The organism is Actinomadura rifamycini DSM 43936 (assembly GCF_000425065.1).
GTDB lineage: Bacteria > Actinomycetota > Actinomycetes > Streptosporangiales > Streptosporangiaceae > Spirillospora > Spirillospora rifamycini.
In genome coordinates this window covers 27,837-44,911 of the sequence record NZ_AULB01000019.1, presented here as the reverse complement: position 1 = coordinate 44,911, position 17,075 = coordinate 27,837, and the positions used below count along the sequence as shown (strand labels likewise).

Here is a 17,075-nt window from a genome sequence, read left to right as displayed (position 1 = left end):
TCGATCGTCGCGATCGTTCAGCTCCGGGTCGTTCCGGGACCGTCGGGCGCGGAGCCGCACCGCGCCGTCCCGTCCGTTCCGGACCCGGTCACACGGGTCCCGCTCAGTTCTTCGCCGGCGTGTTGACCTCGACGGGCAGCTCGTTCAGCGGCAGGCGCGGGCCGGCCTCGTTCACGGTCAGGTCGGTGACCTCGGACACCGGCGCCGTCCGCTTCAGGGTGCCGACGAGGTTCCGCACGGTGTCGCCCACGCGGCTCCGCTTGGCCGGCTTGGCGGCGCGCTGGTTCGCGACCGGCCGCACCGGCTGCGCGACCGGCTGCGCGACCGGCTTGACCGGCTTCCCGGCCCGGGTCACGGTGCCCTTGGCGACCGACTCCAGCGTGGAGGTGAGCTGGCCGGTGAGCTGGTCCGGCCCCGGCGCGGCCCCGGCGGCGCCGCCCTCGCGCGCGGTGCTGCCCTTGCGCAGGGTCGGCGGCAGGTCGTGGTCGCCGCCGTCGCCGACGGACGCGCCGCCCTTGCAGGACGCCTTCGACAGCCCCAGCACCGCGACGGAGTTGCCGCACACGTTGATCGGCGCCGAGATCGGCAGGTACACCTGGTTGCCGCCCAGGATGGAGAAGTTGCCCGAGGTCTTCATGTCCGGCGTGCCGCCCGACCGCTCGACCTCGGCGCCGCCCTTGCAGTACGCCTGGGAGATCCCGATGACGGCGACGGAGTTGCCGCAGACGTTGATCGGCGCCGAGATCGGCGCCTTCACCTGGTTGCCGCCGAGGATGGAGAAGTTCCCGGAGGTCTTCATGTCGGCGTCCTTGCCGCCGCCGTGCCGGTACCCGCCGTCCCAGCGGTCCGCGGACGAGGCGCGGTAGCCGTCACCGTGCCCCTTGCCGTGCCCCTTGCCGTGGCCCTTGCCGTGGCCCTTCCCGTGCCCCTTGCCGTGGCCCTTGCCGTGGCCCTTCCCGTTCTCGAACTCGACCTCGGCGCCGCCCTTGCAGTACGCCTGGGAGATCCCGATGGCGGCGACGGAGTTGCCGCACACGTTGATCGGGATGCTGATCGGCGCGTTCACCTGGTTCCCGCCGCCGATGGAGAAGTTCCCGGAGGTCTTCATGTCGCCGGCGCCGTGCCCGCCGTGGCGCTTGTCGTCGAACTCGACCTCGGCGCCGCCCTCGGAGAACGCCTCCGACGCGCCGAGGACCGCGACGGAGTTGCCGCTGACGTCGACCGGGATGGAGACCGGCAGGTGGACCTGGTTGCCGCCGAGGATGGAGAAGTTCCCGGCCGTCCGCATGTCGGCGTGGGCGACCGCCCCGGTGGCGCCGAAGCTCGCGCCGACGGCGACCGCGCCCGCGGCGACGAGCGCGGCGCGGCTGGTGTTCTTGGCCCAGTTGCGCATTTGTTTGCTCCTGTCTTTTCTGCGATCGATGAATCGGTGGATCGGCTGCACGACATCTTCCGGATGTGCGCAGCGCGCAACGGCCGGACGAGGCCGATGCTCATTTCGGAATCGCGGATCCCGCCCGGCCCGGTGAGCCGGGCGCCATGCGGAAACGCGGTGAGGAAGGTGAACTCTCGGGCGGCCGGGAACGGCCGCGGAGGCCCTGCGGCGGGACGCACCCGGGGGTGCGGCGGCCGGGGCGGGGAACCGCTAGTCGGGGACGACCGCCGGGCCGCCCGGCGCGGCGATGTCGGTCAGGGACGTGCGGCGGAAGGCGCGCAGGTCCATGCCGAGGGGCGCGGCCGGGTCGACCGCGGCGGCGAGGTCGGCGAACGGCGCGAACGGGTGCCCGCCGGGGGCGGAGCCGCCCCGCTGGTTGCCGTCCTGGCCGGGCAGCACGGGCGGCGTGTCGGCCGGGCCGTGCCCGCCCCGGCATGCGGTGCAGCCGTCGGGCTCGGGCAGGTCGTCGGCCTTGACGGCGTCGGCGAACGGCGCGGGAACGATCTTGCCGTCGCCCACGTGGACGGGTTCGCCCGCGAACGCGGGCTGCCCGGCGGCCTCCGGCTCGGGGCCCTCGGCCGCGGCGCCGGGCGCGGCGCCGGGCGCGGCGGACGCGTCACCGGCGGGTGCCGGCACGGTGTCGGCCACTCCCCGCACGAGCCCGGTGAGGACGGGCCGTCCGGTGTTCGCGTCGCCGCGGAGCCGCACGTCCGGGACGCCGGCGGCGGTCCCGAGGTCGCGCACGGCGCGGACGGCGGTGTCCTTGTCGCGGGCGAGGTCGCTCCCGCGGTCGCGCAGGTAGCCCACCGGACGCTCGCCCACCTCGTGCACGTCGTCGGCGACGACCTCGGCCGTCTCCCGGGGCGACCAGTCGCGCTGCACCTTGAAGTGCCGCAGCGTGGCCAGGCCGGGCTCGGGCCGCGCGGCCGGTCCGGCGGCGGGGCCGGTGCTCCGGCCGGGGCCGTCCGGGACGGCGAGCGGACCGGCCAGGTCGCGCGGGGCGCCGCTGCGCGGCGTCCCGTCGTCGGCCATCGCGGCGTCGTTGAGCGCCGCCAGCGCGAGCCAGCCCGCGAACGCGAATCCGGCGACCGCGAGCAGCCGGGCGACCGAGCGCAGGACGCAGACATGCCGCCCGCGGAGGCCGTCGGCCTCGCGCCGGATCGATGCCGCGTCCACGTCCGGATGCCCCCTTCGCCCGCGATCCCGGCCCCCGTTCGGGACCGGTTCCTGATCGGTCGAGAACGACCGTAGCACTTTCCCGCGCGCGATCACGGGACGATTTCGATTTACGTCGTGCGTGTCTCTCGGTGAATCCCGGAGGCCGCGCGTCCGCCTTTTCCCGCCCGGGACCTCCCCGGAGGCCGGCGCGCCATTACTCCGCTATTCGTCCGATTCTGGGGGATATGTCGAAACTCGTTCTCCGGGACATGTATGCCGACCGGTATCGGGGTGCGTTAGATTCGGCGGACCCGGCCGTCCCGGCGAGGAGTCCCCGATGACCGACCCCGCACCCCGCGCCGAGCCCGCGGACGCCGCCGCACGGGCGGCCCGCCCGGACGTGCCGAGCCTCCCGAGCACCCCGGCTCCCCGCCCGCGCCGCCGCACCGTCCGCCGGGTGCCCGAGGCACAGCTCGTCGCGGCCCCCCGCACCCGCCCGTCCGCATGGACGCTCTACGCCCGCTGGCAATGGCGCCGCGCCACCCGCCACCCCTAACCCCGCCACCCCGAGCCCACCCCGCCTACCCCTGCCGCCCCGAGCCCACCGCCCCGAGCCCGCCGCGCTGCCTTAGGACAGGCGGCCCCCGGCCTGGCGAGCCCCCGGCCAGGCGCACCCCGGCCAGGCGGGCCCTGGCCTGCCGGACCCCCGGCCTGCCGGACCCCGGCCTGGCGGACCCCGGCCTGGCAGGTTGACCGCCAAGGGCGCTCGCCCCACCCGCGCCGCCCGCGCCAGCGGCCGCCCGACGCGGCGAGCACCCGCCCGCCGAGGAGCCGGGCGCCGAACCAGCCCGGCCGCCCGCGCCCCCCCCGTCCACCGAACGCCCAATGCCGCCGCGCCCTCACTCGGGTGCTCCGCCCCCCCTGGCCCGCCCACGCCCGGGAACCGTCGGGTGCGGAACCCGTCCGGCACGGGCCGGCCCCGTCGGGCACAGGCACCATCAGATGCGGGACGCCGCCAGGCGCGGCAGGCCGCCAGGTGCGGCACCTCGCCGAGCGTGAGCACCCGGCCCCGGTGCGGGCGGGCGGTCGTGTGGGTGGGGTGTCGTTGTGGCCCGGGGCCGTCAGGTGCGGAGGGCGTCGGGGCCGGGGACGGTGCCGGGGCGGCGGAGCGGTGTGCGGCCGCGCGGGGTGGTGCGGATGATGTGTCCGGAGATGCGGCGCGCGGCGAAGCCCGAGCCGTGCACGAACCGCATGACCGGTCCGAACGTCGCGGCGGCGGCGAGGCCCGCGAAGTAGAGGCCCGGCACGGACGACTCGAAGTCGCGGGACAGCACGGGCGAGCCGAGGCGGGACTTGACGCGCGCGCGCAGGTCGGACGAGAGCAGGGTGAGGCGCGCGAGGTCCGGCGCGAAGCCGGTGGCGCAGATGACGTGCTCGACCTCGGCGACGTCGCGGCGGCCGTGCCGGTCGGTGGTGGTGACGGCGATGCCGTCGTCCTGCTCGATCGCCTTCAGCAGGTGGACGCCGGTGGTGACGCGGATGCGCTCGTCGCAGCGGACGAGCCGCTGCCGCGTCGCCTCCGGCAGGTGCCGGACGAGGCCGGGCCGTTCGGCCCACAGCCAGGTGCGGTAGCCGCTGCCGAGGCCGGAGCGGGGGCCGCCGCGCAGCTTCTCCGGCAGGGAGCGGCGCTCGTTCGGGCGCGGGTTCCAGTCGAGCCGGACGCGGCGGGCGAGGACGTGCGGGCGGGCGCCGATGTCGGCGAGCAGGACGGCGGTCTCGAGCGCGGACTGGCCGGCGCCGACGACGGCGACGTCCTTGCCGCGGAAGAGCCCGAGGTCGTTGTGGTCGGTGCTGTGCGAGACGAGCCACGACGGCATGCCGGTGAGTTCCTCGGGGACGTGCGCGAAGGGGCCGACGCCGACGGCGACGACGACCGTCCGGGTGGGGATCTCCTCGCCGTCGGCGAGGGTGACGATGTACCCGGGGCCGCCGCGGTCGACGTTCACGACCTCGCCGGGGGTCGTGCCGGGCGCGCACACGGACGCGAACCAGCGGCCGTAGGCGACGAACGTCTCCAAGGGGATCGGCTGGCCGATGCGCCACCCGGGGTTGCGGTCGGTGAAGGCCATGCCGGGCTGCGGCGCGCCGAGGCTGGAGGCGAACGGCTCGGACTTCAGGTACATGCCGGGCGGCATGCCGACGTCCCAGAACTGCATCGGCGTGCCGATGACGCGGACGTCCAGGCCGATGTTCTGCAGGTGCGCGGCGGTCGACAGCCCGTAGGGCCCGGCGCCGACGATCACGACGTCGATGGCCGAGTCGCTCATGTGCAATTCCCCCGTGTGTAGATGCGGATCAGGGTCGGGACGGACGGTCCCGGTGCGCGTCGCGGAACCGTTCGGCCGCGCGCAGCGCGCTCTGCCGGCCCATCGCGAGGAAGGGCCGCAGGTCGTCGCCCGCGTACCAGGCGAGTTCGTCGGCGGAGCGCAGCGGGCGGAGGGCCCCCGTGCGCGGCCGCCGGCCGATCGCCTGCCGGAGGTAGTGGTTCTCCACCAGCAGGGTGCGCCCGATGACCGGCCGGGCGGCCGGGACGGCGCGGCCGGACTGGTCGAGGTGCAGGGCGCGGGCGAGGTCGAGGCCCCGCGCGTCGGTGAACAGCCGGAACTGGGCGCCGAGGCGGGGGTTGAAGTCGAGGAGGCGGTAGTCGCCGGTGGCGGGGTCGCGGCGGAAGTCGAGGTCGACGAGGCCGCGGCAGCCGAGCAGCCCGGCGGCGCGGACGGCGAGGTCGCGGACCTCGGGGTTGTCGACCCACTCGCCGGCGACGGTGTGCCCGGCCTGCGGCGGGTGCGCGAGGTGCTTGCGGCCGACGCCGCCGTACCGGCAGGTGCGGGCGGCGTCGAAGTAGCCCTGGAAGAACCAGTCGCCGCCGTCGGGCGGGATGCGGCGCTGCAGGACGAGCGGGCCCGCGTCGTGGTCGGCGCCCGTGGCGAACAGCCGGTGGACGTCGTCGGCGGTGGGGGCGAGCGTGGTGCTGCGCAGCCCGCGCGGGAGCAGCCAGGGCCGCGCCCACTTCGCGATGATCGGCAGGCCGAGCGCCTTGACGGCGTCGTCGACCTCGCCGCGCGCGGCGGGGACGCGGGACTCCGGGGCGGGGATGCCGTGCTCTTCGCAGGCGGCGAGGAGGCGGGCCTTGTCGGCGACGCGGCGCGGGACGTCCGGGTCCTGCGGCGGGACGACGAAGCGGGGGGCGAGCGCGTCGGCGTACTCGGCGGCGAAGATCGCGCCGGCGTCGTCGACCGGGAGGAGCAGCGCGGGGCCGCCGGGGATCCGTTCGCCGATCATGCGCAGGTGGCCGAGGAGCGCGGACGGGCGCTGCGCGGGCGGCGCCCATGGGTGGCCGCGGTGCAGGTAGCGGGAGCGGGCCACCGGGTTGCGGCGGCTCTCCAGGATCGCGTGGACCCGCACCCCGGCGCGTCCGAGGGAGCGGATCGCGCCGAGGGTGCCGTGGTGGAAGTGGTTGTGGTCGGTGCGCAGCAGCAGGACCGGGAGGGCGGGGTCGAGGTCGGGCCGGGCCCCGCTCGGGTCGGGCGCACCGGGTTCGGCGGGCGTCCCGTTCAACGGGCCCGTTCCTGCGGGTCGCGGCGCACGGCGGCCTTCCTTGTCGCTGAGTAAAATTTGCCATCGAACACTTTGCCGTTTTGTTCGGGTTGTATTCGACCGGGCATAAGGATACGCATGCGAGCAACGGATATCCATTCATCCGGACGGCCGTCGCGGCGATCACGTAAACGACCTATACCGTTCTGCCCGCTCTCCGTCGCGCTAACCACCACGGTGACGCTCATCGCGCTGAACGCGTCGACCGCGGTTTTCCCGGCGCTTCCGACATTTCCGCGGGCGCAGTCGTCCGAGACAAAGGAGAAATACGTTCCGCTGGGGGCGTTCCTCGGCTCGGGCGAGGAGGGCGTCGCGCGCGTCCCGCACTTCGCCGACTGGCTCGGCTCGGCCGTGACCGTCGGCCGCACCTACCTGCCGGGCGACGGCTGGGTGGCCGTCGAGGGCCCGGCGGGGATCATCGGGCCGTGGGCCCGCTGGGCGAACGCCGATCCCCGCCGCATGCTGGTGCTGAACGTGCCGATGATGGCGGCGAACGAGGAGTGGATGCCGTCCCCGGTCATGTCGATGCTCCTCCGCCACGGGGCGAAGGGCCGGTTCGACCGGCACTACCGGACGCTCGCGAAGCGGCTCGCCGCCGCCGGCGCCGGGGACGCCGTGATCGTCCTCGGCTGGGAGATGAACGGCACCAGCTACACCGGCCGGTGCGCCCCGGACCCGGACGCGTGGAAGGCGTACTGGCGGAGCATCGTGAAGACGATGCGGGCCGTTCCGGACACGAACTTCCGGTTCGATTTCACGCCGAGCCGAGGGCGCGACGCGATTCCGTGGCCGAAGTGCTATCCGGGCGACGACGTCGTCGACATCATCGGCTCCGACAGCTACGACCAGCCGCACGGGACGACATTCGACCATTACGTGAACGAACCGTACGGGCTGCGCGACCAGGCCGAGTTCGCGCGGGCCCGTGGAAAGCCCCTCTCGTTCGCCGAATGGGGCCTGTTCCGCAATTCCGACAATCCCGAATACATCCGGGGAATGCACAGCTGGATCATGGCGCACGACGTCGCCTACCAGACGATCACCGACTACTGCCCGCACGGCGTGTGGAGGTGCCCGGACAACCCGCGCTCGGCCCGCGCCTACCGGGAGCTGTTCGGCGGCGTCCCCGCGCCCGCGAAGCCGAACCCCGCCCCGTCCCCGTCCGCCCCCGGCTCGCCCGCGCCGACGCCGCCCGCGGCGCCCCGTCCGTCCGGTTCCGGGACGGCCCCGGCGACGGCGCGCGTGACGGCGGCGAGCGCGTCGAGCGTGCCGGCCAGGTCGTAGTCGGCCGCGACCTCCGCCGCCTCCCGGCCCTCCTTCTCGGCGATGCCGGGGACGAGCAGCCGCGTCGCGAGCTCCGCGGCGAGCGGCGCGGGCTCGTCCGGCGGCACCAGCGCCCCCGTCCCGGGCCGGACGATCTCGGTGAGGCCCGGGACGCTCGTGCCGATGATGGGCCGCCCGGTGGCCATCGCCTCCAGCGCGGTCAGCGGCAGCCCCTCCCAGCGGGACGGCAGCGCCACGACGTCGGCGGCGGCGAACCAGTCCCGGGGATCCGCCACCGCCGGGACGAACCGGACGTTCCCGGCGGCCGTCGCGCGCAGCCCGTCGAGGTCCTCGCCGTCCCCGACGATCGCGAGCCGCGCGTCCGGGCACCGCGCCAGGACGTCCGGCCACGCCGCGACCAGCACGTCCTGCCCCTTCTGCCGGGTGAGTCGCCCGACGCACACCGCGAGCGGGACCGCCGCGGGGATCCCGAGCCGCGCCCGCGCCGCCGCCCGCCCGGCGTCCGACGCGAACGCGAACCGGGTCCGGTCGACGCCGTTGCGGACGAGCCGGTACGCGCCGCGCACCCCCGCCTGCACGCCCTCCCCCAGCTCGCCCGCGCCGACGCACACCAGCGCGTCCGCGCGGCGCGCCGCGAGCCGCTCCCACGCGAGGCTGAGCGCGCGCTGCCGTCCGGTCGCCGCGAGCCACGACCACCCGTGCGGCTGGAAGATCACCGGCGTCCGGCGCGGCCCGGGCAGCAGCCGTCCGGCGAGGCCCGCCTTGGACGAGTGCAGGTGCACGACGTCGGGCCGGAACCCGGCCACGAGCCGCCGCAGCGCCATCGCTTCCCGCACCGCCGCCGCCCCGGGCGCGCGCCCCGCGTCCCAGTTGAACCACGGCACCCCGGCCGCCGCGCAGCGCCCCGGCAGGTCGCCGTCCGGTGGGCACGCGACCGCCACCTCCCACCCGCGCCGCCGCTGGTCCGCGGCCGCCGCCCCCACGTACACCGCCACCCCGCCCGACGTCGGCTGGCTGACATGCAGCACCCGAACCCCCGACCCGCCCCCGAAGGACCCCCCGCCCCACGGCAAGCCGTCGTGTTCGGCGGCCGGGGCGGTTGGTGAGGGGTGGGGGGTGCGGGTGGTGGGGGGGACGTGGTCAGGCATGGTGGGGTGGGGCGGGGTGGCGGCGGGCGGCCAGGGCGGCGCGGGCTCGGGTCAGGGCCGCGTAGGCGGGGGCCGTGCGGGTCCGGGCGAAGACGAGGCGCTCGTGCCGCACCGGGTCGGGGCGCCATTTGAGCTTGTAGGGTTCGCGGCCGCGCAGGAGGCTGAGGCCGCGGCCGTCCGCGACGGCGAGGTCCTCGCGGAGCAGCATGAGGCCGACGTCGACGTGGTCGCGGAGGTCGGGGGCGGCGCCGTAGAGGTAGGCGCCCGCGAAGCCGTGGCCGAGCAGGACGAGGTCGGCGGCGACGAGGCGGCCGTCCCAGTGGTAGCGCAGGACGGCGGCGCCGCCGTCGCGGGCGAGGCCCTGCGCGGCGGCGGCGAGGTGGCGGCGGAACCGGTCGCGGGTGTGCTCGGGGTTGAGCGGGCGGCCCCGCCACTGCCGGACGTGCAGGTCGAGCAGCTCGCGGACGGCCGTCGGCACCTCGTCGGGCGGGGCCGGGCGCACGGTGATGCCGCGGCGGTCGATCCTGCGGAGCCGGGCGCGGGTCTTGCCGGCGGCGCGGCCGGGCAGGCGGGCGAGGACGCCGGACACGTCGGCGTCGGGAAGGTCGAGGCACACCGAGGACGGCGTCCGCCAGGTGCGGCCGGGCCAGTGCCGGGCGAGCCGGTGCGCGGCGGCGCCGGGGCGGACCTCGGGCAGGTCGAGCGCGGCCCAGCCGGGGTCGGCGAGCAGGGCGCGGGCGAGGCGCGGGGCGGCGGCGTCGGCGTGCGCGGGGTCGAGCAGGAGGTCGGTGACGTCGCTCTGCGGCGCGGCGAGCGGGACGAGCACCGGCAGCCCGGCGCGCCGGACGAGCGCGAGCGGGGCCGCGGCGACGAGGCGGCCGCCGCGCCGGACGGTCGCGAGGCGCAGCCGTCCGGGCGTCCCGTACTCGTCCCACCAGGGCCGGATCCACTCGTACGCCTGGAACGGGGTCGCGGCGGGGCAGCGCCGGTACAGGTCGCGGAGGTCGGCGGCGAGGGCGGGCAGCGCGGCGTCGTCGCGGCGGACCTCGGCGGTCCAGCCGGGCGCCTCGGGGCCGCGCGGCGCGGGGACGGCCGCGCCGAGCCGCCGGACCGGGCCGGGCGCCCGCATCAGCGGACCTCCACCGGTTCGGCGGCGGGCGCGGGGACCTCGGGGACGCGGCGGCGGGCGGGGGCGGCGCCGGACCGGCCGCGGCGGCGGTTCGAGCCGCTCAGGGCGGCGGCGGCGAGCCCGGCGAGCAGCGTCCCGGACGCGGTCCCGACGGCGATGTTCAGCGGCGGGTTCGGCGACGTCGGCGCGTCCGGCGGCTGCGCGACGCCCATCAGCGCGACGCGCACGCCGGTGTCGGCGCTGTGCGCCCGGCCGTACCGGACGAGCGCGTCGGCGGCGGAGTTCGCGAACGCGGCGGCGTCCCGCGCGGTGGCGGCGCGGCCGGTGAGCTTGACGAGCGGCGTGTCGGGCGAGGTGGACGCCTGGATGTGCTCGTGCACCTCGCCCGGCGGCGCCTTCGGCAGCGGCCGCCGCGACCAGGCGAGGGTCTCGGGCAGCGGGGCGAGCCGCCCGTACGCCTGCGCGAAGCCGACCGCGCCGCCGCCGGTCTGCCGGTCGCCGTCCTCGACGACCAGGACGAACGCGGTCGCGGTGTAGGTCGGCGGGGTGAACAGCGTGTAGGCGGCGCCGCCGAGCAGGCCGACGAGCCCGAACGCGATGGGCACCGCGTACCGGCGCAGCAGCGCGGCGGCGCGGCGCCGGACGCCCCGGACGAGCGCGGCCGGCGTGCCGGTGCGGCGGGCCGGCTGCTCGACTCCATCACCTTTCGACATGACATGCCCCTTTTCAGGTCGATATGACTTCCCGGGTGGTCGGCGCCCGGTCGGCGCCGCCGGCCGGTCCGCCCGCGTACAGCCGGGCGAGCCGGGCCGCCTGGTCCGCGACGGCGTGGCGGCGGGCGACGGCGGGGGGCACCGCCGCGCGCGCCCGCGCGCCGGACGGCAGGAGGCGGGCCAGCTCCGCGCTCCAGCGGTCCGCGTCCGCGGCGGGGGGCAGCCGCCGCGCGCCCGGGGCCTCGCCGGACGGCAGGTCGTCCAGCGCCGGGCAGGCCGTGTAGAGGACGGGGAGCCCGGCGGCGAGGCCCTCCAGGACGCCGAGGCCGAAGGTCTCCTGGACGGACGGGGCGGCGAGGACGTCCATGGCCGCGAGGGCGCCCGCGACGTCGGCCGTCCCGCCCGCGAGGACCACCCGGTCCGCGACGCCGCGGGCGGCGGCGATGCGGTCGAGCGCGTGCCGCTGCGGGCCGTCGCCGACGATGAGCAGCCGCACGCCCGCGAGCGCGGGGCGCGCGAGGGCGTCGACGAGCAGGTCGAACCGCTTGGTGGGCACGAGGCGTCCGACGGCGCCGACGACCGGTTCGCCGGGTGCGAGGCCGAGCGCGGCGCGGGCCGCGGTCCGGCGGGCGGGGTCGAACGCGAACGCGGCGGCGTCCACGGCGTTCGGGACGACGACGACCCGTTCGGGTGCGACGCCCCACGCGTACAGGCGGCGCGCGACGGTCGGGGAGACCGCGATGGTGAGGGATCCGAGGCGTTCGGTGGCGAGGTAAAGGGCACGGACGCCGCGCGTGGTCCGGCGTCCTTCCAGGTGCCCGTCGCCCAATGAGTGCTCGGTCGCGATGATGCGGGGCGGCGTCCGCCGGGGTCCGGACCCTGCGAGGCGCGCGGCGAGGCGCCCGTACACGCACGCCCGGTAGAGGTGCGTGTGGACGACGTCGTAGCGGCCGCGGCGGATCAGCCGGACGAGCCGCGGGAGCGCCGCGAGGTCCCGGTTGCCGCCCATCCCGAGTTCGTGCACGGGCACGCCGGCGGCCGCGATCTCCGCGCCGACCGTCCCGGTCCGCGTCAGCGACACGACCTCGCACGCCACGTCCGGCGGCAGGTGCGGCAGCAGCAGCGCGAGCTGCCGCTCCGCGCCGCCGTGCTCCAGCCCCGTGATGACGTGCAGCACCCGGATCACGCCGCACCCCCGGACGGGACGCGGCGGGCGGGGGTCATATGCGGCTCCGTTGCAGGAGTTCGTGGCGGAGGACCTTCGCGCGCAGCCGCAGCGGGCCGTCCGCGTCGCCGACGTACGTGCGCGGGAGCGCGTGGCGGGACGCGGCGCCGGGCGCGATGTGGCACGCGTAGCCGTAGCCCGCGGCGCGGACGGCCTCGACCTCGCGCTCGCCCGCGCGGCCGTACGGGTAGGCGAACCCGTTGACCGGGCGGTCGAGGATCTCCTCCAGCGCCGCCTTGCTCTCGGCGAGCTCGACGCGGAGCGCGTCGTCGCCGGCGTCGGGGAGCGGGACGTGCAGCCGGCCGTGCGAGCCGACCTCGACGCCCGCGCCCGCGACCGTCCGGACCTGCTCGGCGGTCATCAGCGGCTTGCGGGGGCCGCGCCCGCCGGGGCCGTCGCTGTCCCACGCGTTGTGCTCGCCGATCCGGCCGGACACGACGAACACGGTCGCGCCGAACCCGTACCGCAGCAGCACCGGGACGGCGCGGGTCGCGAAGTCCGCGTACCCGTCGTCGAAGGTGAGGCCGACGAGCCCGCGGGCGCGTCCGGCGCCGTGCGCGTACAGCAGCTCCTGCATGCCGACGCCGCGCAGGCCGCGCGCCCGCAGCCAGGCGAGCTGGCGCTCGAACCGGCGCGGCGACACGGTGACCAGGTGCGGGTCGTCGTCACGGCGATCGATCGAGTGGTACATCAGCACCAGCGGCGCCCGGCGGGTCCCGCCGGACCGCGGGATCTGCGCCGGGCCCGTCAGGCGGGCCGGTTCGGTCGGCTGTGTCACTGGTCTCCCCCGAGTCGGAACGGCCGCGGCGGGCGGGCCGCGGCCGGATGGTGAACCGTGCGCCGGCCCCGCGGCGGCCGGGCCCGCGCCGGGCGGACCACGGCGCGACGAGGTCGCGGCCGGCGAGGACGAGCAGGAGCGCGAACGCCGCGGCCGTCGCCGGGCCGCCCGCGGCGAGGACGAGCGGTGCGGGCGCGTCCGGTCCGAGCGCGCCGGCGACGGCGTCCGCGGCGAGCCGGCCGGCCGCGCCGGCGCCGACGGCCGCGAGCAGCAGCCGTCCGGTGTCGGCGGCGATGCCGCGCAGCGCGACGGGCGCGACCCGGACCCGCAGCCCGGCGATCAGCAGGACGGCGGCGAGGGTGATCCCGGCGGCGTTCGCGGCGGCGAGCGCGAGCGTCCCGGCGGTGGCGGCGAGCGCCGCGCCGACCGCGGCGGTCACGACGAGTCCGGCGGCCAGCACCCCGGCGGGGCCCCACCGCGGACGGCCGTGCGCGAAGAACGCGCGGGCGGCGAGGCCCACGGCCATGTGGCCCCACAGGCCGACCGCGTACACGCGCATGATGGCGGCGGTGTCGCGGGTGTCGTCGGCGGTGAACTCGCCGTGCTCGAACAGCACCTCGATGACGGCGGGCGCGAACGCGACGAGGAACGCGGTGGCGCACAGCACCATCGCGCCCGCGGCGGCGAGGTCCTGCCGGATGCGGCGGGCGACGCCGCGCACGTCGCCGTCGGCGGAGGCGCGGGCGAGCCGCGGGAACGTCACCGTGACGATCATCAGCGACATGATCATCGGGACCTGGGCGACCTTCTGCGCGTAGTTCAGGTGCGAGATCGCGCCCGCCTCCAGGCCCGAGCCGAGGAACCGCTCCACGAACACCTGCGCCTGCCGCGTCACCGTGTACACGACGACGGGCGCGACGGCCGCGAGGGCGAGGCGCGGCGCGTCCGCGGGGAGCCGCCGCGGGGGCGCGTCCCGCAGGCACCGGACGAACGCGGGCGCCTGCACCGCGACCATCAGGACGCTGCCGGCCGCGACGCCGATCGCGGCGCTGGTGACCCCGGCGGTCCCGGCCAGGACCGCGATCAGCGCGAGGATGCCCACGTTGTAGGCGGCGTAGATCGCGGCGGGCGGGCCGAACCGGTGGTGCGCCCGCAGCGTCGCGCTCATGAACCCGGCGATCCCGAACGTGACGACGGTGACCGCGGTGAGCCGGACGCACAGCACCGCGGGCCCGTGCCCCGGCAGGCCGGGCGCGAGCAGCGCGACGACCGCGGGCGCGGCGAGCGCGAGCGTGACGGTCACGACGGCGAGGACCGCGACCATGCGCGGCAGGGTGCGGCCGACGAACCCGCGCAGCCCGTCCCCCCGGGCGAGCAGCCGGGTCACGACCGGCACCATGAGCAGCGCCATCGCGTCCTCGATGAGCAGCGGCGACACCGTCTCCGGGATCGTCCAGGCGACGAGGAACGCGTCGGTGCCGCGGCTCGCGCCGAACTGGTGCGCCATGACGAGGTCGCGCAGGAACCCGAGGCCGGTGCCGGCGGCGACGAGCGCCCCCGACAGCGCCGCCGCGCGCCCCACGGACCCGCCCGCCCCGGCCGTCCCGGCCTTGCCGGACCGGCCGGACCGGCCGGTCGTCCCGCCGAACCCGGGGCCCCGCGTCCCCTTCGCGGTGCGCGCGGTGGCGGTCATGGCGCCCCGCCGGGCGCGTGGGCGGCCGGCCGGTGGACGCGGAAGCCGTGCCGGTCGACGAGGGCGGGGGCGGGGCGGCGCGGGCCGAGGGCGCGGGCGGCGGCGACGCCGAGCAGGACCGCGGTGAGCACGGTCGTCGGCCCGCCGAGGTCGGAGTAGCAGAAGTTCGTCAGCAGGAACGCCATGGCGCCCGCGGCGGCGAGCCAGAGCGGGTCGCGGGGGCGGCGGCGCAGCCACAGGCCCCGGACGACCGCCGCGAGCATCAGCGCGAACCCGGCGAGGCCCACGAGGCCCTGCTCGGCGAGGACCAGCAGGTACTGGTTGTGCGGCGACAGCAGCGACTGCCGCACGTACCCGTTGACGGGGTCGTGGGTCTCGCTGCCCGACGACAGCTCGATCCCCGCGTAGGTGTCGCGGTACTCCGCGAAGTTCTTCACGCCGACGCCGGTGAGCGGGTCGTCCCGCCACATCCCCTGGGCGGCGGACCACAGGTGGTACCGGTCGTTCACCGACCGGTCCGGTTCGGTGACGGACCCCACCATGGACCGCGCGCGCGCCGTCACGGCGGACGAGTCGCCGCCCGTGAACACCCCGAACAGCAGCACCAGTGCCGCGCCGCACGCGACGGCGCGCACCGCGAGCCGGCGGTCGAACAGGAGGAGCATCAGCACGATCGCGGCGCCGAGCGCCAGCCACGTCCCGCGGCTGAGCGCGAGGACGAGCGCCGCGCCGAGCACGGCCAGCCCGGCGAGCGCGGCGGGGACGGTGCCGCGGGACCGCCGGACGCCCGCGAGCAGGTACGCCGTCGCCAGCACGAACGCGAACGCGGCGACGACCGACATCGCCATGACGTCGACCGCGCCGAACGTGCCGACGGCGCGGATGTTGGCGCCGCCGATCGACGCGCCGTTGCCGGTGGCCGCCTGCCAGATCCCGTACCCGGCCTCCGCGAGCCCGAGGCCGAGCACCGCGCCGCAGACGATGCCGAGGTCGCGGCGGTCCCGGCACACCAGGACGACCGCGAGCGGCACCAGCACGAAGATCTGCAGGTCGCGGAGGTACCCGGGCAGGCTCGCCGCGATGTCGGACGAGCAGACGGTGGTGACGCCGAGCGTCGCGACCAGCGGGCCGAACGCGAGCAGCGCCGCGCGCGGCACGCGCGTCCGGCTCCGCACGACCAGGATCGCGGCGGCCGCCATGAGCACGACGCTCGCGACGTCGCCCGCGGTGACCTCGACGCCGGAGCCGAACGCCGGGCCGCCCTGCGGGACGCCGACGCAGGCGACGGTGGCCGCCGCGATCCAGCTCGGGCGCCCCCGCCACGCCTCCGTCATCCGGAGTCCCTCCCGAGGACGGCCCGGACGGTCAGCAGCAGGATCTTGAGGTCGGCGCCGAACGACCAGTGGTCGATGTAGTGGTTGTCCAGGCGCGCGCGCAGTTCGATGGACGTGTCGCCCCGGAATCCGTGCACCTGCGCCCAGCCGGTCATGCCGACGGGGACGCGGTGCCGCAGCAGGTAGCCGGGGCAGGTGCGGGAGAACTGCTCCACGAAGTGGGGGCGTTCCGGGCGCGGGCCGACGAGGCTCATGTCGCCGCGCACGACGTTCCACAGCTGCGGCAGCTCGTCCAGGGACGTGTCTCGCAGGAACCGTCCGACCGGGCCCATGCGGCGGTCGCCCCGCACGGTCCAGCGGGTGTCGGCCTCCTGCTCGTCCGCCGGCTTCAGCGTGCGGAACTTCAGCAGCACGAACTCCTCGCCGCCGAGCCCGATCCGCCGCTGCCGGAACAGCACGCCGGGCCCGCCCTCCAGCCGCACCGCGACCGCGCACGCCGCGAGCAGCGGCGCCGCCAGGAGCAGCAGGGCGGCCGCGACGGACACGTCCAGCAGCCGCTTCGCGTACCGGCGGGCGGGGTCGCGCAGCCGCCAGTCCACGCGGGCGCACGGCAGCCCGGCGAGGTACTCGCGGCGGCCCGGCTCGACCGGGACGACCGCCGCCGGGGGCTGCACGAGCAGCGTCTCGCAGGGGAGGCCGAACGACAGCCGCAGGACGGAGTCGAGCTGCTCGGGCGCGACGTCCTCGGCGACGACGATCAGGGTGCCGACGCCGTGCTTGTCGACGAGCACCGGCACGTCGGCGATGTCGCCGAGCACGGGCGGCACCGGCTCGGCGGGCAGCCCGGCGGCGACCTGGCCGACCGGGGCGAGCCCGAACTCGCCGCGCGCCCGCAGCAGCTCGACGAGCCGCCCGGACGTGCCGCCGACCCCGACGACCAGGGCGGGACGGGACCGGGAGCGGCGGCACCGGTAGACGCGGGCCGCGCCGTTCGCGAGCGCGCGGGACGCGACCGGGACGGCCGCGGCGAGCGCCAGCAGCCGCAGCCAGGCGACCGGGCCGGCCGCGAGCAGCACCGCGGCGACCGTCCCCACCAGCAGTGCGCGGACCAGCAGCCCCCGCAGGTCGGTCAGCAGCGACGGGCCGCGCCGCGCCCGGTACAGCCCGCCGCCCGCGTTCAGCGCGATGACGGCCGCGGCGGCCGCGGCGGGCAGCGCGCGGTCCGGCCGCCCGGGCTGCGCGGCCGTGACCGCGGCCGCCATCGCCCAGCCGTCGGCGGCGGCGAGGCACACCGGGTAGAGGGCCGGCAGCAGGCGCGGGCCGCGCGTCCTGCGGCGGTACGGGACCGGCGGCGTGCCGGGGGCGGGCGCCGCGGCGCCGCCGGGGGCGGCGAGGTCCGCGCGGGCCCCGGAGTCGATGGCACTCATCTCGCAAGTCCCTCCATGCCGAAGACTCACCCATGCCGGCCTCGCCGGGCGTCCTGACGGGCCGCGTCCGCGCGTCCCCTCCGCCGCTGACGCG

Annotated in this window: 13 protein-coding genes and 1 pseudogene; 2 read left to right on the top strand and 12 right to left on the bottom strand. The window is 77.2% G+C overall.

Going from position 1 to position 17,075, the window contains the following annotated elements:
* Positions 1-103: 103 nt before the first annotated feature.
* A complete protein-coding gene (locus H505_RS0118985; protein WP_026403244.1) occupies positions 104-1,393 on the bottom strand; it encodes a chaplin in 1,290 nt (429 codons plus the stop codon).
* A 252-nt stretch (positions 1,394-1,645) separates the two neighbouring features.
* Entirely contained in the window at positions 1,646-2,611 is a 966-nt protein-coding gene (locus H505_RS0118980) for a hypothetical protein (protein WP_026403243.1), read from the bottom strand.
* Between the two features lie 319 nt (positions 2,612-2,930).
* Between H505_RS0118980 and H505_RS0118975 the strand changes: the two genes are divergently transcribed.
* Positions 2,931-3,149, top strand: coding sequence for a hypothetical protein (locus tag H505_RS0118975; RefSeq protein ID WP_026403242.1), 219 nt, complete (start codon positions 2,931-2,933; stop codon positions 3,147-3,149).
* 565 nt (positions 3,150-3,714) lie between these two features.
* Here H505_RS0118975 and H505_RS42910 read toward each other — a convergent pair.
* The gene (locus tag H505_RS42910) at positions 3,715-4,920 is read right to left on the bottom strand and encodes an NAD(P)-binding domain-containing protein (RefSeq protein WP_064743670.1); all 1,206 of its coding nucleotides are present in this window, start codon (positions 4,918-4,920) and stop codon (positions 3,715-3,717) included.
* A 28-nt stretch (positions 4,921-4,948) separates the two neighbouring features.
* A complete protein-coding gene (locus tag H505_RS42905) occupies positions 4,949-6,211 on the bottom strand; it encodes a carboxylate--amine ligase (protein WP_064743669.1) in 1,263 nt (420 codons plus the stop codon).
* A 117-nt stretch (positions 6,212-6,328) separates the two neighbouring features.
* On the opposite strand from H505_RS42905, the pseudogene H505_RS52730 reads away from it, so the two are divergent.
* Positions 6,329-7,066: pseudogene (locus H505_RS52730) on the top strand (glycoside hydrolase family 26 protein); the annotation flags it as partial.
* Positions 7,067-7,350: 284 nt separating this feature from the next.
* On the opposite strand, the gene H505_RS42895 reads toward H505_RS52730, so the two are convergent.
* The 8 genes from H505_RS42895 to H505_RS0118920 form a co-directional block, all read right to left on the bottom strand.
* The gene (locus H505_RS42895; RefSeq protein WP_169528845.1) at positions 7,351-8,562 is read right to left on the bottom strand and encodes a glycosyltransferase; all 1,212 of its coding nucleotides are present in this window, start codon (positions 8,560-8,562) and stop codon (positions 7,351-7,353) included.
* A gap of 112 nt (positions 8,563-8,674) precedes the next feature.
* Positions 8,675-9,811, bottom strand: a complete 1,137-nt coding sequence (locus tag H505_RS42890) for a GNAT family N-acetyltransferase (protein WP_051300874.1) — start codon at positions 9,809-9,811, stop codon at positions 8,675-8,677.
* On the bottom strand, positions 9,811-10,524 hold the full coding sequence (locus H505_RS42885; protein ID WP_051300873.1) for a Wzz/FepE/Etk N-terminal domain-containing protein: 714 nt from the start codon (positions 10,522-10,524) through the stop codon (positions 9,811-9,813). The genes H505_RS42890 and H505_RS42885 overlap by 1 nt, the downstream gene beginning before the upstream one ends.
* A gap of 13 nt (positions 10,525-10,537) precedes the next feature.
* On the bottom strand, positions 10,538-11,710 hold the full coding sequence (locus H505_RS42880) for a glycosyltransferase (protein WP_245592569.1): 1,173 nt from the start codon (positions 11,708-11,710) through the stop codon (positions 10,538-10,540).
* A 34-nt stretch (positions 11,711-11,744) separates the two neighbouring features.
* Positions 11,745-12,440 carry a polysaccharide deacetylase family protein gene (locus H505_RS42875; protein ID WP_084550525.1) on the bottom strand — a complete coding sequence of 232 codons (696 nt, stop codon included), beginning with the start codon at positions 12,438-12,440 and terminating at the stop codon, positions 11,745-11,747.
* Positions 12,415-14,220 carry a lipid II flippase MurJ gene (locus H505_RS42870; protein WP_064743667.1) on the bottom strand — a complete coding sequence of 602 codons (1,806 nt, stop codon included), beginning with the start codon at positions 14,218-14,220 and terminating at the stop codon, positions 12,415-12,417. The genes H505_RS42875 and H505_RS42870 overlap by 26 nt, the downstream gene beginning before the upstream one ends.
* On the bottom strand, positions 14,217-15,554 hold the full coding sequence (locus H505_RS42865; protein WP_064743666.1) for an O-antigen ligase family protein: 1,338 nt from the start codon (positions 15,552-15,554) through the stop codon (positions 14,217-14,219). The genes H505_RS42870 and H505_RS42865 overlap by 4 nt, the downstream gene beginning before the upstream one ends.
* Positions 15,551-16,981 (bottom strand): exopolysaccharide biosynthesis polyprenyl glycosylphosphotransferase, encoded by a 1,431-nt coding sequence (locus H505_RS0118920; protein WP_051300872.1) that lies wholly within the window; start codon positions 16,979-16,981, stop codon positions 15,551-15,553. The genes H505_RS42865 and H505_RS0118920 overlap by 4 nt, the downstream gene beginning before the upstream one ends.
* Between the last annotated feature and the right edge of the window lie 94 nt (positions 16,982-17,075).